The organism is Vibrio harveyi (assembly GCF_030060435.1).
Taxonomy (GTDB): Bacteria; Pseudomonadota; Gammaproteobacteria; order Enterobacterales; family Vibrionaceae; genus Vibrio; species Vibrio harveyi.
Map to the genome: position 1 here is coordinate 1,843,639 of NZ_CP125875.1, position 26,565 is coordinate 1,870,203.

Genomic DNA, 26,565 nt, shown 5'->3' on the forward strand with positions numbered 1-26,565 from the left:
AAGTGCTAAAAATTAAAATGATGAATCTCGACGCCTATCAGGATCTTCTTGCTCCAATTAACCAATTCTTGCAGTGCAGCACCCCAGATGAGTGGGTTGAAGAAGCAAAGAAGCGGGAAAACCTTCAAACCATTTTATTAGACCATCTACTGTGTGAGCTGAAAGCGGGTCAGTCTGCGATGTTCTTGATCCGTAAATACGCCATAGACAAAGCAAGTTCACACGCCCTGCTCGACTGGTTTAAACCCTACGAAGATTTCGCTTACCGTAAAACGGGGTCATTAGAGACACTAAAAGGTAAGAGCAATATTTCTAAAGCCATCATCGCTAAGTCTGATTCACCATACAGTCAGGATCTGATCGATAAGATGGTTCTGCTGATCAAAGAAGAGTTGCACCACTTCTACCAAGTGCTCGAAATCATGGAAAGCCGTGGCATTGAGTACCAGAACATTCCAGCAAGCCGCTACGCAAAAACCTTAATTTCACACATGAAAACGCATGAACCAGAAACCTTGATTGATAAGCTCATCATCGGTGCTTACATCGAAGCGCGTTCGTGTGAGCGTTTCGCTAAACTGGCTCCGCATATGGATGAAGATATTGCCAAGTTTTATGTTTCTCTGCTGCGTTCAGAGGCGCGTCATTATCAGGATTATTTGATTCTGGCAGAGCAAATCGCGGGTAAAGATATTAGCGAGCGCGTGGCAGAGTTTGGTCGTATCGAAGCCGAGCTGATTTCAACTCCAGACGACGATTTTAAGTTTCACAGTGGTGTGCCTGTACTAGCAGCTTAAGTTGCGAACCTGAAGTAAATAGCAAAAAGCCGGACATCACATCCGGCTTTTCTGTATCTGGTTCGGCACTTGCTGTAACTCAGTGTTCCATAGACATTCCCGACTGCGCCCTTTCGTCGCTTTTGGAAATGACATTATGTTGCGTTAGCAATTCTAACGTCGTCATCCTAAAGAGTGAGGGACGAGCGAGTTGGGGAGCTCTTTTACTCGCCAACTAAGAACGTGCGTTCAGCTCCATACGTTGTAAATTTGCATCAATGGTTTGATCGCCTTTCAGCCTTTCCCACAGCTGCCCTAACAGATCTAAGCTTCGCTCACTTGGGTAACGTTGTGTCGATTCCAACAACTGCCATTCCCCGCTTTGGCTCTTCTCGGCGAAAACAAACTCAAAGGAAAGGTTGTTAGACATACCTAATCGTAAATCAGTCACAATCAATGCATCATTCTCTACACGGTAGTTAAGGTAGTTGTGTGAAAACGCCTGAAGCCCTTTTAACGTATCCGGTTTGTCCTCTAGTGGCCAACTGCCTAGAGGATGTGAGACAAAATCAATGCGTTCGCTATTGTCGAAAACTGATGCCAAACCTTCCCAATATTTACCATCATCCATCACGACTACACGCCAAAGCAGAGTATTAAATGGTGTCGGTGTAATCAGCACCTGTTGATTTGGTAGGCTCTGCGTCATTAAGTTTTGCTCCACTCGGGAAGCAATGATCTGCTGTGAAGCGTAACCCCACCCCAGATAAAGTGTCGAGATCAGCACAACCGCTTGGCACCACTGTCCACCACGCGATTTAGAAAACAGAGCGACACCAATTGCGACCAGTAGAGGTAAGGTGTAAAGCGGATCAATGATGAAGACGTTCCGTAGCTCAAAATAGCCCTCAAAAGGCCATATTAACTGGGTGCCGTAGGTTGTCATCGCATCCAATAAAGTGTGCGTAACCAAAACACTCACAGTCAGAAAAAATACTCGAGACAACGTCCAGAATGTGTCTGGTCTCCATCGACAGTACAGCCAAGAAATCAGCAACGCGAAAGGAGGTAAAACAAGTAAAGAGTGAGAGAATCCACGGTGCTTAATCGTATTTTGGACCGCATCACCATAATCAAGGATCACATCTAGGTCAGGCAAGGTTCCGAGCGCTGCGCCCGTTAATAACACTTTCGCATTGCAGCGTTTGCCGGCTATTGCACCTGAAACCGTTGCCCCTAATGCTGCTTGAGTAATTGAGTCCATACTGGCTATCTAAACCTATTCATGACAAAGATTGATTAAGCCGAAAACTAAAACGCATTCCGATAGGAGTCAAACAACTCGCCTTATTTCACTCTCTTATTTACTTACTTTTACACAATATACCCAAGTGACTTCAAGATGCAGGATTCAGAGCGTTGTCATTGATTCGAGTTCAAGGAAAACAACGTAGCGTAATAGCCCGCTCTTTCCAAGTTGTTTGACGCAGCAATCGGGTCAATGACACGCTCCCAAAGGGCGAGTTGACTGGGCTTGTATACTTTGTTGTCGATTCTTGATTTAGACCCGCTAGACCTTTAAATCGCCGCCGCGTCTACAAACCCAGTCATTCTCGCTGAACCGAGCATCTCGAGGTTACTTGGGTATAGAAGTCGATCAAATGTCGAGACAGGATTGAGCATCACCTTAGGCTAGTTCGGCACCTCAGTGCTGGCAATCTTCTTTAACAGCGTTTCTCTTCGAAGCTCCAAGATCTCATCAATGAGTTTTTCTTTCGCATCGATACCGAAATGCTGAGCATAGTTTTTCACTTTCTCAATTTCGTCTGGCTGGAGACGGTAGACCTCTTTCTTTAAAAGAACTTCTGCTTCGCTTTTGATACAGCCTTGGTGTTGAAGCAACTTAATGATGATTTCATCCGTTGGGTTTACAGCTTTTACCATGATTCTCTAATCTTCAGGTTGAGTGTTGAGCCATTTAGCTCGCTCATTTAAGTCGCACAACTTATAGCCCAAACATGACAACTTTATTGCAGCATCACGTCATAAAATAGCAAAACATGATTTACCGCACATTGGTTTAAATGATTGTTTTTAATCATCATAACTAGACAATCGATATAGCTAGACAAGCAATGTCAGCCGCTCGTAGAGGATATAAAGAGATATCGATAGTAAGAGAAGCAGACAAAATAAACGTACATCGCAGAACCACTTACCTACTCTGCCGAAGAAATATAGAAGCTCAGAATCTTGATACGAAAAAGCCGGACAACTACGTCCGGCTTTGGCTTAATTTAAAGTGACTAGATCGCTAAATCGCCGCCGCGTCTACAAACCAAGTCATTCTCACTGAACCTAGCATCTCAAGGTTACTTGGGTATAGTTCAGTAAAAATATACCAGCATCTCGACATCATCCCCTTGCTGCTTAGCATTTAATGAGAAATGCAAGTAACCAGCTTCGGTAACTGGAATTTGCAGATATTCATTGCTGCCCCAGTAGTTTGATGCATATTCGTGCTGTTCTACTGTCGGCCAGTACGCTCGGCTAGCGTAGAGGTCAACATTGCCATTTTCGTCATTGTTATTTTTATCACTTAACCATACGCGAACTTCTTTTACGCCTTGCGGAACATATACCGCAGCGTAACGTTGTTGATGCACGGTTAAGGTCTTTGCCTGACCAGATTCCAACACTACAGGCGCTAAATCATCTTGTTCTTGTGTTGGGGGTGTTTCTGCTTCTGTCTCTAGCGTCGCAACCAGAGTCACAGCATTAAATTCAGTACGACCAGCAATGGTGATGTAGTATCGACCAGGTTTAATGTAGCCAGAAGGTTCGGTCTCAAAGGTGACTACCTCATTACTACCATCTGCGTACTGGCTGAATTCAAAATCGTAGTAATGCGCTTCTTTCTCAAAGCTCATGTAAAGGTCTGCATCACCTTGATTCTCACCTTGCAACGCGACTTCAAAGTGTGTGCTCTTCTCTGGAACGTCAACATAGAACAACTGCTCACTGTATGCTTCCCCACTAATTACCACGCTTTGGTTGGTCGCTAGCGCCGTGACTTGAGCAGAAGGGTCTGTCGGCTCGTCTGGCTTGGTATCTGGATTTGGGTCTGGCTGCTCTGGTTGGTTAGCAACAGAATCTAACCAGCGGTCAAACTCGCCGTTGTATTGCTGACCTAATATCTGCACTTGCTGCGCCCATTGCTTAAACTCACCAGTACGCGAAAGCGCCAGCAGAGTGTCCACTTCCTGAGGATGCTCTTCCAACATAAAACGTACGGCTAGGTAACCCCAGCGATAAATACGGTTGGAATCGTGAGAGTAAGTGGTTGCAAACACATCCGACAAACTCATCTTTCCATTGTCAATCAAACCAATTGCTGCGTCATAGCCTTGTTTGTAATGCATGTATTCAGCGAAACCTTCTAACCACCAAACAACATAGCCATGTGCCAAGTTATCGCTAAACGAACCGTATTGGTTGAATCTCGCATCCAGATAATGGGTGTACTCATGCTCTAGATTGAGAATAGAAAGCTCATCACCATTGGCGTAACGATAAGCGACAAAGCGCGCCACATTGCCGGCTTCTGATGGGTTACCTTCTAGGTACTGTCCACCATTATCAGTTGTGTTACCAAATAAGAAAGATGAATAATCTACATAGCTGCCATTATTAGCAAACACTGCCACTTCTACCCGTTCGTTATGGTCATCTGCCACTGGCTGATTCCCGGTATTCGCAACTTGGTGAAAGTCCGCTTCTTTGGCAGAAAGCACGTCACATGCTTCTATCGCCTGAGCTTGGGTCAGATCTTGTGAGCGAATAATTGCAGGACCATCACACTCATGACGATTCGGTAAAACACGCGCAGCTAAATCATGTTTTGCTTGGTCTAAATCGAGACCATTCAACCCTTCCGGCGCGTAATAGCTCATCATCTCAACTGCCGCTAACCAAAGTTTGTCGTGTTTGCTACCCAACGGGTTTTGCACCATCACTTGCTGCATTACACGTAGTGCTTTTTCTTTAGTCGCTTTATCCGGACTTGCTAGCAAACGACCAGTTTCACGTACCGCGTTGTACACGAGGAAGCTAGCATCAGTATCAAGCGCCCAAGCGTTATCACGAGCAAAGGCAGCTAAGGTATCGATGTGCTGTGTGTGACTTGCCATGTAACGATAAAAATCATCCTTCGACGCATGCCCTGCCATGGCACGGAATAGATTGTTCAGCCCAGCCACCCACTGCGTATCTTTTGCCGTCTCGCGATTAAAGTGACGAAGAGCAGTGAGCTGAGCATCCATGGTCAACGGTAATTGTCTTACGTTGTCGACCATTAAGGTCAAACTCTTCATCGCCCCCACTTGTTCGCGACCTTGATCAAGCGCATGTGGGTTAGCAAGAAACGCATTTATTGACTGCGCAAAGCGTTGGCTCAGAGCTTGAGAGAAATTCGGTTGCTGCGCGTTATAGCGCACATAGTAAGCAGCACGCACAAATTCACCCAAGTTTTCTAACTTACGCGCTTGCTCGGCGTCACCTCGATAACGAGTAATTTCTTGATTTAATACAGTTTGAATGCGACTCAAGCTCGCTTCGGTGTAAATATCATTTAGCGAGTCAGCAGGAGCAGAAAACCAAGAGCTGTAACAGTGATAGTCGGCAGCAGACACTGCGGAAGCAAGATCAACCGCATGCTGAAGATCAGCAACATCACATTGTTCTTGGGCAAATGAGAAACTGGAAACACTGGCAAGCATGCAAGCTAGCGCCAAGCGATGACGTGGGAATAGACGGGTATGAGACATAACAACACTCATTAATTAGTTATATATTTGAGCGGTGATTTATATTCCCCTTGCACAATTAGGTGCAATTGATAGCATAACTTTTTATGAAGTTAGTTCAGAAATATTTAAACGAAAACGTTTTACAAAATATTGATAAACTTATGAATTCAAATAAAAAAGCTCAGCAAGAATCCTCACTGAGCTTTTTTACAGGTCGCAATCAGATTTTAAACTTTAAAATAAGCCACTTCTTGTTTGAGCTTATTAGAAAGTGCGTTCAGATTCTGGCTTGCGACGTCATTGTTTTTCATCGAGTCAATCGATTCTTTCGACATGCTGGAAATCTGATCCATCGCCACGACAAGCTCACTCACAACTTGAACTTGCTCTTCTGTGGCAGTCACAATATCACGCACTCGATCAAGGGAGTCCTGCGCTTGTTTCTCAATGCTAACCAATAAATGCGTCGCCTCTTCTGTGTTCCTTTGACAACTTTCCACTTGTGGTTGCGTGCTTTCCATCGCGTTCACACTTGCGACCGTCTGGGCTTGAACCTCTTTCAGCATCTTCTCAATCTGAGTAGTGGCTTCCCCCGTACGCTTAGCGAGGTTTCTTACCTCATCAGCAACGACTGCAAAACCGCGTCCAGATTCACCCGCCCGCGCAGCTTCAATTGCAGCATTAAGTGCCAACAAGTTAGTTTGCTCAGAGATGTCACTGATCATATTCACGATGCCACCAATTTCACGCGTTTTTGTCTCAAGTGCCTTCACCTGCCCTACTGTGCCATTTACGGCTGCAGTAACGGATAACATTTGTTCTGCCACAGCAGCAATGCGTTCGCGACCATCACGAGCATTCTCTGATGTGTTAACTGAGTTTTGCTCCGATAAATTTACGATCTTGGCTATCTCATCGATACTCGCATGCATGGTTTCTAATCTGATCGCCATTTGATCCGTAAGAGACGCTTGCTGTTGAGCAGTATCAAATACCGAGCGAGAACCACGAGAGACTTCTTCGACTTGCTCTGCTAATTGCTCAGAAGCGCCACGAATATTGCTGACAATCGAGCTGAGCTTTTCTGACATCAAAGACAGAGAATGTAAAATGCTGCCTTGTGCGCTGTCGCTATGATCTTGGGTTAACTCACCTTCTGCCATTGTTTGAATCGCGCGTTGTGCCTCAAATGGCTCGCCACCTAGAGAGCGTCGGAAGCTACGCTCAATAACAAAACCAACTAAGATTGAAATCAGCAAAGCAATTCCACTTAGAGCAAGCATTAAGCTTTGGAAGCCACTTGCTTGCTCTCGCGCTACTGGCGTCAATTTCTGGTTCAACGTTTCTTGGTAATCAATAAACTCGTTGATCACCTTTAGCCACATCGCAAAGTTAGGGCGGACTTGCTCCAAAAGTAAATCCGTGACCGGTTTGCCGTTTTCTTTTTTAGCGATAACTTCTTGAACGAGAGGAAGTGTTTTCGCTTGGATGTCATCGATACGTTGCAATATCTCGCGTTCTTTAGCGGTAAAAGGAACATCACTTGCCATCATGCTTTGCATCTGTTGTTCAGACTCGCGATAAAACGCTTCCAGACGTTTGATTTCCTCTTCAAAGGCGCGCATTTCTTCCATATTTCGCGCCATTGCAACATCTCTAATTGCAATCGCACGGTCATGAACACTACCTCGATAGTTAATGGCATAGCGCTGCTTCACAGAGTTGACATCCGTAACCTCAGATAAGGTCATATCAATAAAGTTAACTTTCTGAATTCCGACAACCGTAAGTATCGCCATAAGCGCCACTAATGTACCGAAGCCAAGCGCCAAACGGGTTCTCACTTTTAACTGAGCAAGGGACTGCATTTCGTTCTCCTGATAGCAAACGAGATAAGTGAGGCAACTTCGCTGGTTACCTCTCATTTTAATTTTGTGCGAAAGAGAACAGACCTTGTTGTTCTGACAAAAATTCCAAACTAAATGAGAATTCATCACAGGCATGTTCTATACGCTATCCCGATCACATATTTGAGTTTGAATAAGCAGTGGAATCAGAAGGTTAAGTTCAATATTTTATTATGTGAAACAGAATGGTTTGCGGGATTATTACAACCTAACCTGTCAAGTTCTAATCGGTTGAATCAATAAAAGCGATAGGTACCATCGAACAATAAAGATAAGAAATAATTGTTGTTTAACAAGTGCTTAATAAATGTCTGATTCGGTCTCCTCATATTTTCCAATTTCCACTTGGAATCTGGATCACAACTCATCAACAAATTCGGTCAAAAGATAATCTGTCATCCATATTTAACGTGCTAGTCATATTTATAAATAAGAATTATTGCTCTAACACAACTTATGGATAAACAAGATGAAATTTACGCAGTGGAGTCTTTTGCTAAGCGGTTTAGTGGCATTACCAAGCTTGGCAGATACGGACGTATACCTCACTAATAACTCGGACCAACCGTTAACCATTCAAGTGAAGCACGAAGGCAGCGATTTACTGAAATACGGAGAGGAATGGCAGCAACATGTGCAAGTGCTTGGTCCTTGGGAAACCAAATCCGTACTCAGCTTTAACCGCTGGGAAGGTGTTAAGTCTGGTCAGAATTATCGCTTCGAGACTGTGGTGTCTAACCCGCAAGGTGAAAGCGTTACGCTTAACCAAGTCATGGAAGGTCATTGGTACAACTCGACCATTGAGTACGGTTTATCTGCAGCAGATGTGGATTTAACGCTGAAAGATGATCGTAATATTCACCGTTCTAGCACTAGTGCCTTTGGGTCTCGCACTTCTGAATTGGCTTTTAAATCCGCAAGCACTGCGCGCTATGACGATTTGTACTACACCATTACTCCAAACAAAATCGATGAAGTCGTCGATACTGATGAACAAAATCTCAAGTTGATGACTTATAACATTTGGGCGCTGCCTGCGATTACTTCACATATTGGTGATCGTTTTGAACTCATTCCCGATTATGTCAAAGGTTATGACGTGTTAGCACTGCAAGAAGTGTTTGCCAGTGGTCGCGATGCTTTCTTACGCGAACTCGCCAAAGAATATCCTTACCAAACTAAGATGCTGGATAAAGATGGCTTCAACATTTACGACGGTGGCGTGATCATTGTGAGCCGTTACCCTATCGTTAATCAGGCTCAATACGTCTTCCCAGATTGCTCCGGAACAGATTGCTTCGCAGACAAAGGAGTGAATTACGCAGAGATCATTAAAGGTGGTCAGGCATATCACGTATTCGCTACGCATACAGCCTCTTTCGATACTGATACTGCACGCGAATACCGACAGCGTCAGTTCAAGCAAATGCGCACAATGGCGCAATCTCTCAATATTCCGAGTAATGAAACGGTGGTTTACAGCGGCGATTTCAATGTGAACAAATTGAAGTTCCCTGGCGATTACCAGCAAATGATCGCCAACCTAAGCGCGATAGAACCGCAATACTCTGGTTATACCGCTTCGACGTTTGATCCTCGCATCAACAACTTTGCCGGAGAAGCCCTATCCGGGGGTGAAAATGTGGAATATCTAGATTATGTAATGGTGAGTAATGAATATGGCGTGAAGTCGTTTAACGATAACCGTGTCGACATTCCACGCTCAACAGCGGAGAGTTTGTGGAAGCATTACAATCTGTCAGATCACTTCCCTGTTAGCGCTGTGATCAAACCATGAAGCGTATTGCGTTAGTTACTGTGTCCGCCGTTGTGGCGGGCACGATTTGGTTCTCAAGCAAAGGCGAAAAGAGCGAGAGCTTTCTGCCGTTTTCTTCCGTATTGGAGAGTGCGACGAATCCCCAAGTCGCTGCATCTACGTCTTCCACAACCAATCAAACTGCAAACAAAACAATCGTACCAAAAGCGAAGGATACCCCCTCTCCACTCAAAGCAATTGCAGGACGGTTAAGTGATGCCAAAGGCAGAGTATTAAAGGATGAGATAGAAGCGTTTTGGCACTCATGTATGTCCGACCATAACTGTGAATCCAAGCTTGCTGAGTTAGAGAGCTACATGGCAGAAGAACGTTTTGCTCTGCTGGCGAATTACCACCAGCTCAATAGCTTATGGCAACAAAGTGTTGGTAATTTAATGTTTGATGAGCATCAGCCTCTTGCCTCTCGCATCGCACTTCTCAAGGCAGAAGCGAGGAAGATATGGGGGGAACTAGCAGACGTAATTTTTGCCGATGAGTTTGCACTCTATGACTTCAGCTTGCAGGCAAAGCAGTTGGATTCGACTTCTCCTCAAGACTATGTGCAAACCTTTGAGAAGTTAGTCCAAGATTGGCAAGGCAATCAAGAAGCATTGGGATTGGTCAGCGAACAAGCGAAATATGAACGCGCTGTTGAACTGATACCGAAAGACATGGGTCATGCGGAGCGCAAGGCTTTGGTTGAGAAGCTTCAACAAACTTACCTTTCTGAGCAAGAGAGTGAGGAGATACACGCTCGTGAACAACAGGTCGCGCAGCAAAAGCTGCAAGTGCGCGATTATCAGAGCGAGTTGCAACAGCTTGAATCTAAATTAGCAACGCAAAGAGCCACCAGTCACGCGGTTTTGTCGGACTCGGATTGGCAACGTTATTATCAACAAGCGGTAGCCGATTTTCGCCGTGAGTTCTTCGCGGGTTAATCGCTCACTTGTTTATTGAGAAGTAAGGATAACCAAGAGATTCCCTACTCGCTCAAAACTTAAACTAGGTCATTCCAGCAAGCCTAGGCGCGACTAGGAATCTGGTTCCCGCGAATGCTTGATACAAGAAGGTCGCTCACTTAAAGCGACCTTTTGTTATTCATTCTGTTGGTACAACTCAAGAGTTACAGCACGCGCAAGCACTCTTCTGGTGGCAAACTTAGAAGCGTGTTCGCAAAATTAATCTTCTCATCACGCCATTTCAGTGCTGCTTCTCGGCTGTCTTGCGAGTGACGATCTGCTTCAAAATAGCTTTTCCTTGGTAAACCATTTGCTGGTGTCATCACCATAGACTGTTCATTCAAACGAATCGTAAATAAGAACTGACCACGTTGCCCTGTCTGCGCCGCTGGGTGATGCAACGTCGTATCGCAACAATAACGCTTATCACGTAACGCACGACACGTGTACTCAAATGCATCTTGTGCACCACGCCCCGGAAAAGCGGTATACACACTGATGCCATCACGTTGCAAAGACTGATCACCCGCCGCTAATTGCACTGCATACTGGATCATTCTAAAGCCCAGTACCACACCACCAATGCTATTTAATCCACTAAATTGAATCGCCCCTTCTAAACTCAGACGAAGTTTATCTTCACCTTCATAGAGAAAGAGATCAGGCGCCGCCCAATCACTTTTTGGAATAAGCAGTTGAGTAATATCCGTGTGTTCCATGTTGGTCTCCGCAACAGTATTTGTATTTGAGACCATTAAGATAATGTAATGAGAATTATTATCAATAAAATTCAGCAAAAAATGAGAGAAGAAAAAGGCACAACGCCATGAAAAACGGTGTGCCTATAACGAAATCATCTGTCACCGAAGCCCAAATTGAATTCGTTTAGCGAGGTAGGTATTCGATGGTCGTCTCAGAACAGATTCAAACCAAACACCCCTTTCACATCAAACAACACTTGCTCGGTTTTCTCACGGGAAAGCTGACTGCCTTGTTTTAGGATGTCGATAAGCTGTGCTTTGTCATCAAGGAACATGGCGCGTTTTTCTCGAATAGGACGAAGCATCTCTTGCAGACACTCTTCCAATACTTTCTTGGTTGTTCCATCGCCTAATCCACCACGGCGATAAAGCATTTTGAGTTCTTCTACATAATCTTTGTCGGTATGAAACGCATCAAGGTATGTAAATACGATATTTCCTTCAACCTGACCTGGGTCTTCAATGCGTAGGTGGTTTGGGTCGGTGTACATCGATTTCACTGCCGCAGAGATTTCTTTCTCTGTTGCTCCAAGGTTGATTGCATTGCCCATGCTTTTTGACATCTTGTTTTTGCCGTCAGTGCTTGGCAAGCGTGGTGCGTCACTGAGCAATGGACGACACTCTTTCAAGATGGCTTTTCCGCCAAGGTGATTTATCTTTCTAACGATCTCATTGGTCTGTTCTAGCATCGGTAATTGGTCATCTCCGACAGGCACGAGAGTCGCGTGAAAACCTGTGATGTCCGCGGCTTGAGAAATTGGGTACGTCAGAAACCCAGCCGGAATGGAACGCTCAAACCCTTTGCTTTGAATTTCATTTTTCACCGTCGGGTTACGCTCCAAGCGTGCGATAGAAACCAAGTTACTGTAGTACATTGTCAACTCGGCAAGAGCCGGGACTTGAGACTGCAAACAAATGGTAGTTTGGGTTGGGTCAATCCCGACGGCAAGGTAATCCGCGACCACATTTAAAATGTTAGACGAGACCTTAGAGGGATTATGCGCGTTATCGGTTAAGCCCTGCATGTCAGCAACCAAAATGGTTTGCTCATGTTGAGTTTGTAGAGCAACACGTTGTTGTAGTGAACCAACGTAATGACCCAGATGCAAAGGACCTGTAGCTCGATCACCAGTTAAAATAATTTCGCGTTCTTGGGTATCGTGTGGGGTGTTCATAACTTATCTCCAAAGAAAAATAGATCGCTACTGGAGATAAAAAAGACATGACATTCTCAGCTACCGTCCAGCAGCGTAAGAATGTAAAGATTCCGCGCCGCTCTAATTAGAGCGCCACCAGAAGAAGTTTGATGAAGGAGTAAATGTCGTTTTCATGTTTTTAAAACTAACAAGGAGCAGAGCTGAAAACAACCCTACTCCTTGCACAATTTGATTTTTCAATTTTGGTGGCTTTGCCATACACGCATCAAATTTGAATATACATAGCGATAACGAGCGCCGCGCCAAATACACTCCCTGACACAAACGCGAGTAATACCGCTTTGTTCTGTTTACTTCTCATCCTTTGTTTCTCGACTCTCAATTTACGTGAGCTCTCGCTCGGCTCAGTACTCGTAATCAATGGGACAGTAATCAATCCTTTTCGGTGAGCCAATACTGCGAATAACCCTCAGCTCACTCTGTTGCACACAGCGTTACGATTTTTGGCACAAACTTAAACCACTTAGCCCTAGAAATGTGATGACCTTAGAACAAGTTCAATGAAATCCGACATGGATTACAAAGGTACGTATTTTGAAAAATCACGTTTAGATACTTCTTTTAGGATGCTTTTATTTAGATGTTTAATGGATAAAAATTTGAGTTATTTAGCATCAAATACTGTTTATCAAAAGAAGAATGACACCGATCATCTTTTGACCAAAACCTTGAAAAATATAACCAAACCATGAGGGCGAAATAGCTAACCAATAACTAAACTTTCAGGACACTAACCCCAGTTAGGGAGCAAAAGATGAGCGACAACAACAATCACTCCAAATGTCCTGTCATGCATGGAGCGAATACCAACCAACAAGCCACAGAGTTCAATTGGTGGCCGAAAACCCTCAACCTCGATATCCTACATCAACACGATCACAAAACTGACCCAATGGGCGCAGACTTCAACTACGCTGATGCCTTTAACTCTCTTGACTTAGAGGAAGTCAAAAAAGACCTGAAAGATCTGATGACCGATAGCCAAGATTGGTGGCCAGCGGATTGGGGTCATTACGGTGGTTTGATGATTCGGATGGCGTGGCACTCGGCAGGTACGTATCGAATTGCCGATGGCCGTGGTGGTGCAAGTCGAGGCAACCAGCGTTTTGCTCCCCTCAACAGTTGGCCAGATAACGGTAACCTCGACAAAGCCCGTCGCCTTTTATGGCCGGTCAAAAGAAAATACGGTAACAAGCTATCCTGGGCGGATTTAATGATTCTTGCTGGCAACATGGCTTATGAGTCAATGGGCTTCAAGACGTTCGGTTTTGCCGGCGGTCGAGAAGACATTTGGCATCCAGAAAAAGACATTTATTGGGGCGCAGAAAAAGAGTGGCTGCAACCAAGTGGCGGTGAAAACAACCGATACTCTGGCGAACGTGATCTCGAGAATCCGCTTGCAGCAGTGATGATGGGCCTGATTTACGTAAACCCAGAAGGGGTCGACGGTAAACCCGATCCCATCAAAACCGCACACGACATGCGTGTAACATTTGCCCGTATGGCAATGAACGATGAAGAAACCGTTGCATTAACAGCCGGTGGTCACACTGTTGGTAAAGCACACGGCAACGGCGACGCTTCGTTACTTGGTCCTGAACCTGAAGGCGCTGAAATTGAAGACCAAGGTTTCGGTTGGCTAAATAAAACTTCTCGTGGCATAGGACGTGATACCGTCACTAGTGGCATCGAAGGCGCATGGACAACCAACCCAACCAAGTGGGATAACGGCTACTTCCATTTGTTGTTCACCTACGACTGGTGGGTAACGAAGAGCCCAGCAGGCGCAGAGCAATGGGAACCAATCAACATCAAAGAAGAAGACATGCCTGTGGATGTGGAAGACCCAAGCATCCGCCGCAATCCGATGATGACCGATGCGGATATGGCACTGAAGTTTGACCCAGAGTACCGCAAAATCGCCGAGCGTTTCCGCGACGACCCTAAGTACTTTGAGGATTGCTTTGCTCGAGCTTGGTTTAAACTGACTCACCGCGATTTAGGACCTAAATCTCGTTATCTCGGCCCTGATGTGCCAGCCGAGGATTTGATTTGGCAAGATCCGGTACCACCGGTGTCTTATCACTTATCTGAAGACAATATCGATGCACTCAAGATGGCGATTCTTAACAGCGAGCTAAGTATCGTAGAATTAGTCTCAACCGCATGGGACAGCGCGCGAACATTCCGTGGTTCAGATCGCCGAGGCGGAGCAAACGGTGCGCGTATCCGCCTTGCACCGCAAAAAGATTGGGTAGGTAACGAACCGGAAAGATTGCAGAAAGTGCTCAACACGCTCGATTCAATTCGCACCACCCACAACTCCCCTATCAGCATGGCGGATTTGATTGTGCTTGCTGGCGGAGTGGGTATTGAGAAAGCAGCATCGAATGCGGGCATGAATATTTCTGTGCCATTTAGCCAAGGTCGTGGTGACTCAACCGATGCAATGACTGACGCCGAATCCTTCGATGTACTCGAGCCGATCCATGATGGATTCCGTAACTGGCTAAAATCAGATTACGTTGTGACGGCAGAAGAACTATTGCTTGAAAGAAGCCAATTGATGCAACTAACCGCAGTCGAAATGACCGTATTAGTTGGTGGCATGCGCGTGCTTGGTACCAACTACGGCGGCGCTGCGCATGGTGTGTTCACTGATAATGTCGGCGCGTTAACGAATGACTTCTTCGTAAACCTCACTGATATGAGCTACACCTGGCATCCAACCAGTGATAACGAATACGAAATCCGCGAGCGAGCTTCTGGTCAAACAAGATGGACAGCATCACGTGTTGACTTGGTGTTCGGTTCAAACTCCGTGCTCCGCTCTTATGCCGAGGTTTACGCACAAGACGACAACAAAGAGAAGTTTGTGCACGATTTTGTTGCTGCGTGGGTAAAAGTAATGAACAACGACCGCTTTGACCTTTAATCGCCTAACTTAATCAAGCTTTAACCATTGAGAGAAGAGCCAAACATTATGGCTCTTCTCTTTCTTACCTTTCTTTTATTTCTGGTTTCTCTATCCATACTTCCTCGTTCTCTCCTCTCTTTGGCTTAGATTCTTTTACTGAAGATTAACCGCCCGATATTGTCATACAATTAACCATATTCAGAAGGCAAACGTATCTCAATCAAATACCCATTTTTTGCTTATACCTTCTCGTTTTCGTGACCTCATTCCGAAGACATAAAAATCACTCAAAGCCAATAAAAATCGTATCAATAGGCTAACCAACCTCTCATTTTTATCAAAAACCAGTGGCAAATCGCCTTTCGTCTCATTTTCCGATTGCAAATTCAAAATGAGGAATTAAAATAAAAGCATATAATCATACAATACGATATTTGGAGTTTGATATGACAAAACCTGTCATTGGTTTCATCGGCCTTGGTCTGATGGGTGGAAACATGGTTGAGAACCTTCAAAACCGTGGTTACGAACTAAACGTAATGGATCTGAATAAAGACGCAGTAGCAGCATGTGTTGCTCGCGGCGCAAAAGAAGCAAGCTCACCTAAAGCACTGGCTGAAGCAAGTGACATCGTGATGCTATGTCTAACAACATCTGAAGTTGTTGAGAAAATCGTTTATGGTGAAGAAGGTATCCTAGCGGGTATTCAAGAAGGCGCGACACTGATTGACTTCGGTACGTCTATCCCTGCTTCTACTCGTAAGATCGGTGCAGACCTTGCAGCTAAAGGCGCAGGTATGATCGATGCGCCTCTAGGTCGTACGCCTGCTCACGCAAAAGATGGTCTTTTGAACATCATGGCTGCAGGTGACATCGAAACATTCAACAAGGTGAAGCCTGTACTGGACGATCAAGGTGAAAACGTATTCCACCTTGGTGCGCTAGGTTCTGGTCATGTGACTAAGCTAGTAAACAACTTCATGGGTATGACAACAGTAGCGACCATGTCTCAGGCATTTGCGGTTGCTAAACGTGCTGGCGTTGATGGTCAACAACTATTCGACATCATGTCAGCTGGTCCATCAAACTCACCATTCATGCAGTTCTGTAAGTTCTACGCTGTAGATGGCGAAGAAAAGCTTGGTTTCTCTATTGCAAACGCAAACAAAGACCTTGGTTACTTCTTAGAGATGGTAAAAGACCTAGGCACTGAGTCTCTTATCGCAGAAGGGACTTCTAAGAGCCTACAAGCTGCAGTGGACCAAGGTCTTGGTCAAAACGACGTACCAGTGATCTTTGATTACTTCGCAGAGCTAGAAGGTTAATACCTTACTCAACTGCGCTTCCAAAGCCTTGCTAACCCCGTAGCAAGGCTTTTTTTGTGCTTTCTTTTCTCCTCTTAAATTCACTCCTTCTCCCTCTTTGAGATCCACACCCTACGTTCAAACTGTATATGTACTCAAGCAGCTTCAAGATGCAGGATTCAGAATGTTGCCATCGATTCCCTTTTTACCAAAAGTAAGCAAGGAGAATAACGCCGTGCGATAGCAAGGTTTGTCCAAGTGGTTTGACACCGCCATTGGTTTAATAAAAAACCGAGTTCATGACACGCCCCCAACGGATATTCTTGGCAAATGGTAAGTGGATTGGCTTGTATACTTTGTTGGCGATTATTGATTGAACTCTACGAAACCTTTAAATCACCGCCACGTCTACAAACCAAGTCATTCTCACTAAATCAAGCATCACGAGGTTACTTGGGTATAGACATGACATTATGTTTGTACATTATTCCGCGGATATTTTCTTTTTACAGTTAAAGAGTGACCGATTATCTTGAGACTGGTTTCTGAGTACTAGTTGAAGAATTCCAAGTTAATGGGAAGCTTTGCCCTTCGTTACAAACCATCGGTGAACTACCCAGAACAACCATTATCACCGCAGAACATGACCCACGGCGTGATGATTATCGATGACTACAGCTCAAGGCGTGGGAGCACACTGCAAGCGTTATCTGGGTGTTATTCATGGCTTTTTGTCATTCTCTGGGCTGAATGGTTTAGCAACGCGCTCTACTGCAACGTTTTCAAAGCAGCGCAAACATCCGTCATGGCGCACTTTCAGAATCGTTCACTGCAAGTTACTTGGAATGATAAAGATCGTTTGTGGCTCAATTAATGACACCATAAACAAAAAAATCCCACGGTATTGACCGTGGGATTTTTCATAGAGAGTTTGTTAATTGCGGTTAGCTTTTCGCGTTAGCTAACTTTGGGCTTTTAGGTCCTCGCGCCGCGTTCACCAACAGAACACCAACCGAGAGAACAATCGCACCACACAAGATGAACAGCAGTCGACCTGTTGGCTCGTTTGGAATCAGAGCCATCGCTAGGATACCGAAGCCTGCTACGCTAATAAGCTTACCAAGCATGCCACGCTGTTTTGTATCTAGGTTTTGTTGCTCTTCACTATCAGCGACAAGCGGTGTGTTCCAGTTCTCGAACAATTGGTCCACTTCTTTTTCACGCTCAGGCGTCAAGCCTTTGTAGAAGCGTGTTGTTAGTAAGAAGAAACCACCAGTGAAGACAACGTGCGCCGCTAAGCTCAAGCCAACTTTAAGGTCAGCCCACTCACGTGCTGTTAGAGCTTGTTCTAGTCCGAATAGGTGCTCAACATCTTGTGCTTGTAGAGAGATACCGAAGATGTAAGAAACAAAGCCACCTACAACGAGTGTTGCCCAACCAGCCCAGTCTGGCGTCTTACGAATCCACATACCAAGCAACACAGGAATCAACATTGGGAAACCAATCAACGCACCTACGTTTAGTACGATATCAAACAAGCTCAGGTGACGTAATGAGTTAATAAACAGACCAATACCGATGATGATGAAGCCCATCATAATGGTCGTCACTTTACTCACGATAACCAGCTCTTTCTGTGACGCTTTCGGGCGTACAATAGGGCTGTAGAAGTTCATCACAAAGATACCTGCGTTACGGTTTAGACCAGAGTCCATTGAAGACATGGTCGCCGCAAACATTGCTGACATCAGAAGACCCACCATACCCGCCGGCATTACGTTTTGTACGAACGCTAGGTAAGCTGCATCACCACCTACTGAGCCGTACTGCTCTGCAAAGTCAGGCATAAATGCCGCTACGTACCAAGGAGGTAGGAACCAAATGATAGGACCAACAATCATCAACACACATGCAAGACCTGCAGCTTTACGCGCATTCTCACTGTCTTTTGCACATAGGTAGCGGTAAGCGTTGATGCTGTTGTTCATTACACCGAACTGCTTAACAAAGATGAACACCACCCAAAGGACAAAGATACTGATGTAGTTCAGGTTATTACCCAGCATGAAGTCGCCGTGGAAGTTCGACACGATGTTACCAATACCGCCGCCGTGGAAGTAAGCCGCCACCGCACAAGTAATGGTTACCGCCATGATAACCAGCATCTGCATGAAGTCAGAAGCAACAACCGCCCAAGAGCCGCCCGTTACCGCCATCAACATCAGAACCAAACCAGTTACGATAATGGTCGCTTCCATCGGAATATTGAATACCGCAGCCACAAAGATTGCGAGACCATTCAACCAGATACCAGCTGAGATCAAGCTGTCTGGCATGCCAGCCCAAGTGAAGAACTGCTCTGACGTTTTACCAAAACGCTGACGAATTGCTTCGATTGCCGTTACTACACGTAGCTGGCGGAACTTTGGAGCAAAGTAGAGATAGTTCAAGAAGTAGCCAAATGCGTTGGCTAAGAATAGGATTACAACAACGAAACCGTCGTTGAACGCGCGTCCTGCGGCACCTGTAAACGTCCATGCTGAAAATTGCGTCATGAAGGCGGTAGCACCTACCATCCACCATAACATCTTACCGCCCCCTCGGAAGTAGTCACTGGTCGACGTCGTGAACTTACGGAACATCCAACCAATGGCAACTAGGAAGAAGAAGTAGGCAAGAACAACAAAAGTATCAATAGTCATTTTTTCAGCCTTTCGAGTTTGATCATTTTCTACTGCCTAGATTACTCCGTTCATATTTTTATTTGTACTACAATAAGCTTTAATTGTGATCTGAAGCATAAGTTATTCGACGAAGAAAACGCACTAAAAGCCTTTATTTTCTTGGCTCTTTGGGATTTAAAGGAATAATCACCACGTAAGCCATTGCGTTATATTGTAATACAAATAATATATTAAAAATCCATTAAAGTATGGAATATTTTTCTTTCTTGTGCTTTGTCTGAAGATCAAAAATGCGTGGCATTTATTCGTAGGAAACGTAATGAGATGTTTCAGATGAACTGGATCGCAAGCGCGATTATAGATGAATACAAAAATTGAGATTCCCGACTCGCTCCTTCGTCGCTCTCGAGAATGACGCTGAGGAGGTTCTACGCATTACCACTCCCAGATCTCAAACCTCATGCTTCTCCTCTCGGCTTTACCCCTACTCCTTACCGTCATTTCCTAGAAGGAGGACGACTGAGTAGGAAATCTCTTTTCTGGTTCCTTTATCTCGCCTCTTTCAAACACAAAAAAGCGAGCACTAAGGCTCGCTTTACATTCTTTTCGCTAATTTTATCGGGGCGCTACTGCACTTATGCTACGTGAGCGACGGCGTCACGAACCAATGTACCTAGTTCATCCCACTTGCCTTCATCGATAAGTTTTGTTGGAACCATCCAAGTACCGCCACATGCCAGCACTGAAGGAATAGACAAGTACTCATCTACGTTACCTAGGCTCACACCACCTGTTGGCATGAATTTTACTGGGTAAACTGCCGTTAGTGCTTTAAGCATACCAACACCGCCAGATGGCTCAGCAGGGAAGAACTTAAGTGTACGCAGACCCATTTCCATCGCTTGCTCAACAAGGCTTGGATTGTTTACGCCAGGTACAATAGCTACGCCCTTGTCTAGGCAGTATTGAACCGTACGAGGGTTAAAGCCTGGGCTAACAATAAAGTCCACACCGGCTTCAATCGCTTGGTCAACTTGTTCATTAGTTAAGATTGTACCCGCACCAATCAACATTTCTGGGAACTCAGCACGCATAGCACGAATCGCTTCTGCAGCACACTCTGTGCGGAACGTGATTTCAGCGCAAGGCATACCGTTTTCAACCAAAGTGCGACCTAGAGGAATCGCATCTTCTGCTTTGTTGATGGCAATAACAGGAATTACTTTTAGGTTTGCTAATTGTTCGTTTAATGTCGTCATAAGAGTGTACTCATCGTCGTTAACTTGAGTTCAATAAATCACTGCGGAGCGCCGATTATTCAACACTCCGCAAAAGAATTACAAAGGAAGATCGGGCATCACTTCACGTGGAATGATGGCACCTTTGTGCTGAATAACCTCACCAGCCATACAATGACCAGAGTAAGCCGATTCAGCCGCATTACCACCAGTCAAACGCTTCGCCAAAAAGCCTGCACTGAAAGAGTCACCTGCTGCCGTCGTATCAATCACGCTATCGACTTTGTTTGGCGCCACGTATTGCGCTTCGCCATTCGCCACAACCAAGCAATCTTTGCTACCACGTTTGATGATGATTTCATCCACGCCCAGTGCAGAGGTTCTCTCAATGCACTGTTCTAGATGCTCGTCACCATACAGCATTTGCTCATCTTCAAATGTGAGTAGAGCAATATCGGTAAACTTAAGAATCTTAAGGTACCAAGACATGGCATTCTCTCGGCTTTCCCACAATTTAGGACGATAGTTATTATCGAAAATAACCTTGCCGCCTTGCGCTTTAAAGCGTTCGAGGAATGCAAACAACTGCGTCTTACCTTCTTCAGTAAGAATCGCTAATGTAATACCACTCAGGTAAACCGCATCATAAGAATAAAGCGTGTCGACTAGTGCCGAAGATTCGTTCTGTTCAAACAAAAACTTTGCTGCTGCTTCATTACGCCAATAGTGGAAGTAACGCTCGCCTGTCTCATCCGTTTCGATGTAGTAAATACCCGGCTGTTTACCATTAACAGTCAACACTAAGCTGGTATCAATGCCCTCTTCTTGCCATGCTGAAAGCATTTCTTGGCTAAAAGGATCATTACCCAGGGCAGTTACATAGCTAGTTTTGATATCGTGAGCTTTCGTCAAACGGGATAAGTAAAGAGCGGTATTCAACGTGTCACCACCGAATGACTGACGCAACTGACCTTCCTTTTTCTGTAGCTCAACCATACATTCGCCAATGATCGCGATACTTAATGATTTCATACTGTCACCTTAGCAACTGAGGTTGCGCTATACGTTACTTTAAGAAGTCTTCACGAGCTGGGTTGAAGATATCCAGAAGAATGCTGTCTTGCTCTAGTGCAACCGCGCCATGCATCATGTGCTTACGAGCAAAGTACGCGTCACCCTCTTTCAGTACTTTCTTTTCGCCTTCGATTTCTGCTTCAAAGCTGCCACGTACTACGTAACCGATTTGATCGTGAATCTCATGCGTATGTGGAGCACCAATCGCACCTTTGTCAAAACATAGGTGAACAGCCATAAGATCATCTGTGTAAGCAACAATTTTACGCTTGATACCGCCGCCTAACTCTTCCCACGGGTTCTCATCTAATACAAAGAAAGAATTCATCGTCATACTCCTAAAAAGTCTCTATTAAAGCGAACCCTACTGCACTTCATTCTTAACCATGCTTTCACAAGAAGGTTCTCTTAAAAAACCGTCATGTTGATAAAAGTGAAACACGAAACGAAAGGGTCTGCTGTCGAATTGGTAAAGAGCATATCCGATCCATTTTAATTGTCATACAATATATCTAAAAATATGTGATATCCATCAAATGGAGAGACCTAAAGCATTCCACTCAACGATTGATAACGTAGAAATATCAGCCACACAAAGGATTACCGCCGCATTAAAAATCAATAAGTTAACTAAAATCGCGTGATTTCACTCTCCCTTTTTGCCACAAAAACTACACCCAAACCTAATATTGTATTACTTTATAGAAAGTTTAAGAAAACAACACACTTCATCTGAGGGTGGTAAAGAAATGACTACACAACCGATTTTGTTGACTGAAGCAGAAGTCGAACTACTAAGAAAGGAAGTCGGAAAGCCGAGCTTGATGGGCAAATCCATTGAAGCGAATCGCAAGGAACTTGAAGCCTTCATGCGTCTGCCTCTAGACGTCCCAGGTCACGGCGAAGCGGGTGGCTACGAGCACAACCGCCACAAACAAAACTATACCTACATGAACTTAGCGGGTCGTTTGTTCTTGATCACTCAAGAAGAAAAGTACGCGCAGTTCGTTAAAGATCTTCTCGCTATTTACGCAGAGAAGTACCTCACCTTTGATTTCCACGTACAGAAAAACACTAACCCTACAGGTCGTCTTTTCCACCAGATCCTTAATGAACACTGTTGGTTAATGTTTACTAGTCTTGCCTACTCTTGCGTGGCATCAGTGATGACAGAAGAAGAGCGCACTGCGGTTGTTGAGCGCATTTTCGAACCAATGCTAGACATGTTCACCGTGAAATACGCGCACGATTTCGACCGTATTCACAACCACGGTATCTGGGCAGTGGCGGCTGTTGGTATTTGTGGTCTAGCTATTGGCAAACCTGAATATCTAGAGATGTCTGTGTATGGTCAAGATCGTGATGATACTGGCGGCTTCCTAGCGCAAATCTCACAACTGTTCGCACCTTCTGGTTACTACATGGAAGGTCCGTACTACCATCGTTATGCGATTCGTCCAACTTGTGTATTCGCAGAAGTGGTACACCGTCACATGCCTGAAGTAGACATCTACAACTACAAAGACAAAGTGATTGGCAACACAGTACAGGCGATGCTGGCAACAGCTTACCCGAATGGTGAGTTCCCAGCCCTAAACGACGCATCTCGTACCATGAGCATTACCGATATGGGTGTTCAAGTTGCAGTGAGCGTTTACAGCAAGCACTACGGCTTGGATGACAACATTCTAGGCATGGCGAAGATTCAAAACGCCGTTTGGATGCACCCATGCGGTCTAGAGCTTTCTCAAGCTTACGATAAAGCAATCGCAGACCGTGAAATCGGTATACCTTTCTGGCCAAGTGTGGAACTTAACGAAGGTCCAACTGGCAACAACGGTGCACAAGGCTTTATCCGTATGCAGGATAAAACCGGTGATGTGTCACAGCTTGTGATGAACTACGGTCAACACGGCATGGGACATGGTAACTTCGATACGCTTGGCATTACCTTCTTCAATCGTGGTCAAGAAGTGCTGCGTGAATACGGCTTCTGTCGCTGGGTAAACGTTGAGCCTAAATTCGGCGGTCGTTACCTAGACGAAAACAAATCGTACGCACGTCAAACTATCGCGCATAACGCGGTAACGATTGATGAGCAATGTCAGAATGGTTTCGATGTAGATCGCGCTGATTCAGTGCACGGTTTGCCTCACTTCTTCAAAGTAGAAGGCACTGAAATCAACGGTATGAGCGCGTTTGCGAACGACCACTACCCTAAAACAGACATGCAGCGCAGTGTGTTCATGCTTAACCTCGATGAGCTTGAAGCACCGCTATTGTTAGACCTTTACCGCATTGAAGGTGAAGGCGAACATCAGTACGACTACTCTCATCAATACGATGGTCAAATCGTACGTACTAACTTCGATTACCAAAGCTTTGGTGAGCTGAACACGCTTGGCGATGACTTCGGTTACCAGCACCTTTGGAAAGTAGCAAGCGGAAAAACGCAAGATATGGCATTGGTTAGCTGGCTACAAAACAACACCTACTACACTTGGTTAGGCACAAGCAGCAGTGCGAAGCAGAACGGTGATAATGAAGTGATCTTCACTCGCACTGGCGCCAATGACCCAAGCTTTAACCTACGTAGCGAACCGGCATTCATTCTACGCAGCAAGGGTGAATCGACGCTATTTGCTTCTGTGCTAGAAACACACGGCTACTTCAACGAAGAGTTTGAGCAATCGGTGAATGCACGTGGTCAGGTGAAAGATATCCGCGTCGTGGGTTACAACGCCGTTGGCAGCATCGTAGAAATCACGACTGAAAAATCACTGGTTACTGTGATGATCAGCAATGTTCTAGGCGCTGATGACCAAACCCCACACCAAGTAGAAATGAACGGTAAAACCTACAGCTGGAATGGCTTCTACTCTCTAGAAGTGAACGCATTCGGGCAGGAGAAATAATAATGAGCTACCAAACCCAGTCTTACCAACCGCTATTAATGAACTTTGAAGAAGCGGCAGAACTAAGCAAAGCACTTGGCACGGATAGCCTATTAGGAAATGCACTAGCACGTGACATCAAACAAACTGACGCTTACATGGCAGAGGTAGGTATTGAAGTTCCAGGTCACGGCGAAGGCGGCGGTTACGAGCATAACCGTCACAAACAAAACTACATCCACATTGATCTAGCGGGTCGCCTATTCCTTATCACTGGCGAACAAAAATACCGCGATTACATCGTGGACATGCTAACGGCTTACGCGAAGGTTTACCCGACGCTAGAAAGCAACACCAGCCGTGACTCTAACCCTCCGGGTAAGATCTTCCACCAAACTCTTAACGAGAACATGTGGATGCTATACGCCTCTTGTGCGTACAGCTGCATTTACCACACATTGGAAGAAGAGCAAAAATCACTGATTGAGAACGACCTGTTCAAGCAAATGATTGAGCTGTTCGTGGTCACTTACGGTCACGACTTCGACATCGTACACAACCACGGTCTATGGGCAGTAGCCGCTGTGGGTATTTGTGGTTACGCAATTAACGATCAAGATGCGGTAGACAAAGCGCTTTACGGCTTGAAACTGGACAAGGTCAGCGGCGGCTTCCTAGCTCAGTTAGACCAGTTGTTCTCGCCAGACGGCTACTACATGGAAGGTCCTTATTACCACCGTTTCTCGCTACGTCCAATCTACCTATTCGCAGAAGCGATTGAGCGTCGTCAGCCTGAGCTTGGTATTTACGAGTTCAACGACTCGGTCATCAAGACCACGTCTTATGCCGTATTTAAGACGGCATTCCCAGATGGTACTTTGCCAGCGTTGAACGATTCATCGAAGACGATTTCGATCAATGATGAAGGCGTAATCATGGCTACGTCAGTATGTTTCCACCGTTACGAGCAGTCTGAAACGCTACTTGGTATGGCAGACCACCAGCAAGACGTTTGGGTTCATATCTCAGGTAAAACATTGTCTGACGCAGTTGCAGCCGCAGATAACATCAAACCATTCAACTGGGGTAGCCTATTCGTAACAGACGGTCCAGAGGGCGAAAAAGGCGGCGTAAGCATTCTTCGTCACCGTGACGAGCAAGACGACGACACAATGGCGCTTATCTGGTTTGGTCAACACGGCTCCGATCACCAGTACCACTCAGCGCTAGACCACGGTCACTACGATGGTTTACACCTGAGCGTGTTTAACCGCGGTCATGAAGTGCTGCACGATTACGGCTTTGGTCGCTGGGTAAACGTTGAGCCTAAATTTGGCGGTCGTTACATCCCAGAGAACAAGTCTTACTGTAAGCAGACGGTCGCACACAACACAGTAACGGTTGATCAAAAGACACAAAACAACTTCGACACAGCGCTAGCAGAAACCAAGTTCGGTTCTAAGCACTTCTTCAAAGCTGATGACGAAAAACTGCAAGGCATGAGCGGTCGCATCTCTGGTTATTACAACGGCGTAGACATGCAGCGCAGCATCATTCTTGCTGAGTTGCCAGAATTTGAAAAACCGCTTGTGATTGATGTTTACCGCATCGAAGCAGATCAAGAACACCAATACGACCTGCCAGTGCACTACTCTGGTCAAATCATCCGTACGGATTTTGAATACGATGTAGAAAGCACGCTGCGTCCAATGGGCGAAGACAACGGCTACCAGCACCTATGGAACATCGGTTCTGGTCAAGTCGAAGGCAGTTCACTGGTAAGCTGGCTGCACGACAACAGCTACTACTCGCTAATCACAAGCGCAACTAACGGCAGCAAAGTGTTCTTCACCCGCACAGGCGCAAATGATCCAGACTTCAACTTGAAGAGCGAACCAGCACTTATCCTACGTCAATCAGGTCAGAACCACGTGTTTGCCTCAGTGCTAGAAACACACGGTTACTTCAACGAGTCTATCGAAGCATCGGTTGGCGCTCGTGGCCTAGTTGAGTCAGTAACCGTCGTTGGCAACAACGAAGTGGGTACTGTGATTCGTCTGCAAACCACAACAGGCAACGCTTATCTGTTCGCTATTTGCAACTTAGATGAAGACAAGCAAAACGCTGCACATCGCGTTGAATTCGACGGTGTGGCTTACACTTGGGAAGGCGCATTCGCACAAATTTAATCTTTAGATAGCCACTAAAAA

18 protein-coding genes are annotated in these 26,565 nt (G+C 45.4%); 8 read left to right on the plus strand and 10 right to left on the minus strand.

What is annotated here, in order from left to right:
* Positions 1-17 precede the first annotated feature (17 nt).
* Positions 18-797, plus strand: a complete 780-nt coding sequence (miaE, locus tag QMY49_RS08865) for a tRNA isopentenyl-2-thiomethyl-A-37 hydroxylase MiaE (RefSeq protein ID WP_283311069.1) — start codon at positions 18-20, stop codon at positions 795-797.
* Between the two features lie 214 nt (positions 798-1,011).
* Here miaE and QMY49_RS08870 read toward each other — a convergent pair whose 3' ends face one another.
* The 4 genes from QMY49_RS08870 to QMY49_RS08885 all read right to left on the minus strand — a co-directional run bounded on the left by QMY49_RS08870 (position 1,012) and on the right by QMY49_RS08885 (position 7,452).
* Positions 1,012-2,040: a metal-dependent hydrolase gene (locus QMY49_RS08870; RefSeq protein WP_283311070.1), complete on the minus strand. Its 1,029-nt coding sequence runs from the start codon at positions 2,038-2,040 to the stop codon at positions 1,012-1,014.
* Positions 2,041-2,468: 428 nt separating this feature from the next.
* Entirely contained in the window at positions 2,469-2,720 is a 252-nt protein-coding gene (locus tag QMY49_RS08875; protein WP_005450822.1) for a hypothetical protein, read from the minus strand.
* 443 nt (positions 2,721-3,163) lie between these two features.
* Positions 3,164-5,602, minus strand: coding sequence for a M9 family metallopeptidase (locus tag QMY49_RS08880; protein ID WP_283311072.1), 2,439 nt, complete (start codon positions 5,600-5,602; stop codon positions 3,164-3,166).
* A 209-nt stretch (positions 5,603-5,811) separates the two neighbouring features.
* On the minus strand, positions 5,812-7,452 hold the full coding sequence (locus QMY49_RS08885; protein ID WP_283311074.1) for a methyl-accepting chemotaxis protein: 1,641 nt from the start codon (positions 7,450-7,452) through the stop codon (positions 5,812-5,814).
* A gap of 508 nt (positions 7,453-7,960) precedes the next feature.
* On the opposite strand from QMY49_RS08885, the gene QMY49_RS08890 reads away from it, so the two are divergent.
* A complete protein-coding gene (locus QMY49_RS08890) occupies positions 7,961-9,289 on the plus strand; it encodes a sphingomyelin phosphodiesterase (protein WP_283311076.1) in 1,329 nt (442 codons plus the stop codon).
* A complete protein-coding gene (locus QMY49_RS08895; protein WP_005450835.1) occupies positions 9,286-10,245 on the plus strand; it encodes a hypothetical protein in 960 nt (319 codons plus the stop codon). Before QMY49_RS08890 ends, QMY49_RS08895 begins: the two co-directional genes overlap by 4 nt.
* Positions 10,246-10,430: 185 nt before the next feature.
* Here the strand turns inward: QMY49_RS08895 and QMY49_RS08900 are convergent, their stop codons facing one another.
* A complete protein-coding gene (locus QMY49_RS08900; protein ID WP_009699822.1) occupies positions 10,431-10,985 on the minus strand; it encodes a hypothetical protein in 555 nt (184 codons plus the stop codon).
* A gap of 194 nt (positions 10,986-11,179) precedes the next feature.
* Positions 11,180-12,202, minus strand: coding sequence for a tryptophan--tRNA ligase (gene trpS, locus QMY49_RS08905; RefSeq protein WP_005450839.1), 1,023 nt, complete (start codon positions 12,200-12,202; stop codon positions 11,180-11,182).
* 796 nt (positions 12,203-12,998) lie between these two features.
* On the opposite strand from trpS, the gene katG reads away from it, so the two are divergent.
* From katG to QMY49_RS08920, 3 genes are all read left to right on the plus strand, one after another.
* The gene (katG, locus tag QMY49_RS08910; protein WP_283311079.1) at positions 12,999-15,179 is read left to right on the plus strand and encodes a catalase/peroxidase HPI; all 2,181 of its coding nucleotides are present in this window, start codon (positions 12,999-13,001) and stop codon (positions 15,177-15,179) included.
* A 428-nt stretch (positions 15,180-15,607) separates the two neighbouring features.
* Complete coding sequence (locus QMY49_RS08915; RefSeq protein ID WP_045488142.1) at positions 15,608-16,486, plus strand: NAD(P)-dependent oxidoreductase; 879 nt, start codon at positions 15,608-15,610, stop codon at positions 16,484-16,486.
* A gap of 553 nt (positions 16,487-17,039) precedes the next feature.
* A complete protein-coding gene (locus tag QMY49_RS08920; RefSeq protein WP_283311083.1) occupies positions 17,040-17,339 on the plus strand; it encodes a lipase in 300 nt (99 codons plus the stop codon).
* A 70-nt stretch (positions 17,340-17,409) separates the two neighbouring features.
* Here QMY49_RS08920 and QMY49_RS08925 read toward each other — a convergent pair whose 3' ends face one another.
* From QMY49_RS08925 to QMY49_RS08940, 4 genes are all read right to left on the minus strand, one after another.
* The gene (locus QMY49_RS08925; protein ID WP_256892887.1) at positions 17,410-19,167 is read right to left on the minus strand and encodes a sodium:solute symporter family transporter; all 1,758 of its coding nucleotides are present in this window, start codon (positions 19,165-19,167) and stop codon (positions 17,410-17,412) included.
* A 617-nt stretch (positions 19,168-19,784) separates the two neighbouring features.
* Entirely contained in the window at positions 19,785-20,408 is a 624-nt protein-coding gene (locus tag QMY49_RS08930) for a bifunctional 4-hydroxy-2-oxoglutarate aldolase/2-dehydro-3-deoxy-phosphogluconate aldolase (RefSeq protein ID WP_005388506.1), read from the minus strand.
* Between the two features lie 78 nt (positions 20,409-20,486).
* Positions 20,487-21,419, minus strand: a complete 933-nt coding sequence (kdgK, locus tag QMY49_RS08935) for a 2-dehydro-3-deoxygluconokinase (RefSeq protein ID WP_050940206.1) — start codon at positions 21,417-21,419, stop codon at positions 20,487-20,489.
* A 34-nt stretch (positions 21,420-21,453) separates the two neighbouring features.
* The gene (locus tag QMY49_RS08940; RefSeq protein WP_005450851.1) at positions 21,454-21,789 is read right to left on the minus strand and encodes a cupin domain-containing protein; all 336 of its coding nucleotides are present in this window, start codon (positions 21,787-21,789) and stop codon (positions 21,454-21,456) included.
* Between the two features lie 421 nt (positions 21,790-22,210).
* Between QMY49_RS08940 and QMY49_RS08945 the strand changes: the two genes are divergently transcribed.
* Positions 22,211-24,376, plus strand: a complete 2,166-nt coding sequence (locus tag QMY49_RS08945) for a heparinase II/III domain-containing protein (protein WP_053050721.1) — start codon at positions 22,211-22,213, stop codon at positions 24,374-24,376.
* A gap of 2 nt (positions 24,377-24,378) precedes the next feature.
* Entirely contained in the window at positions 24,379-26,544 is a 2,166-nt protein-coding gene (locus QMY49_RS08950; RefSeq protein ID WP_009703185.1) for a heparinase II/III domain-containing protein, read from the plus strand.
* Positions 26,545-26,565 lie beyond the last annotated feature (21 nt).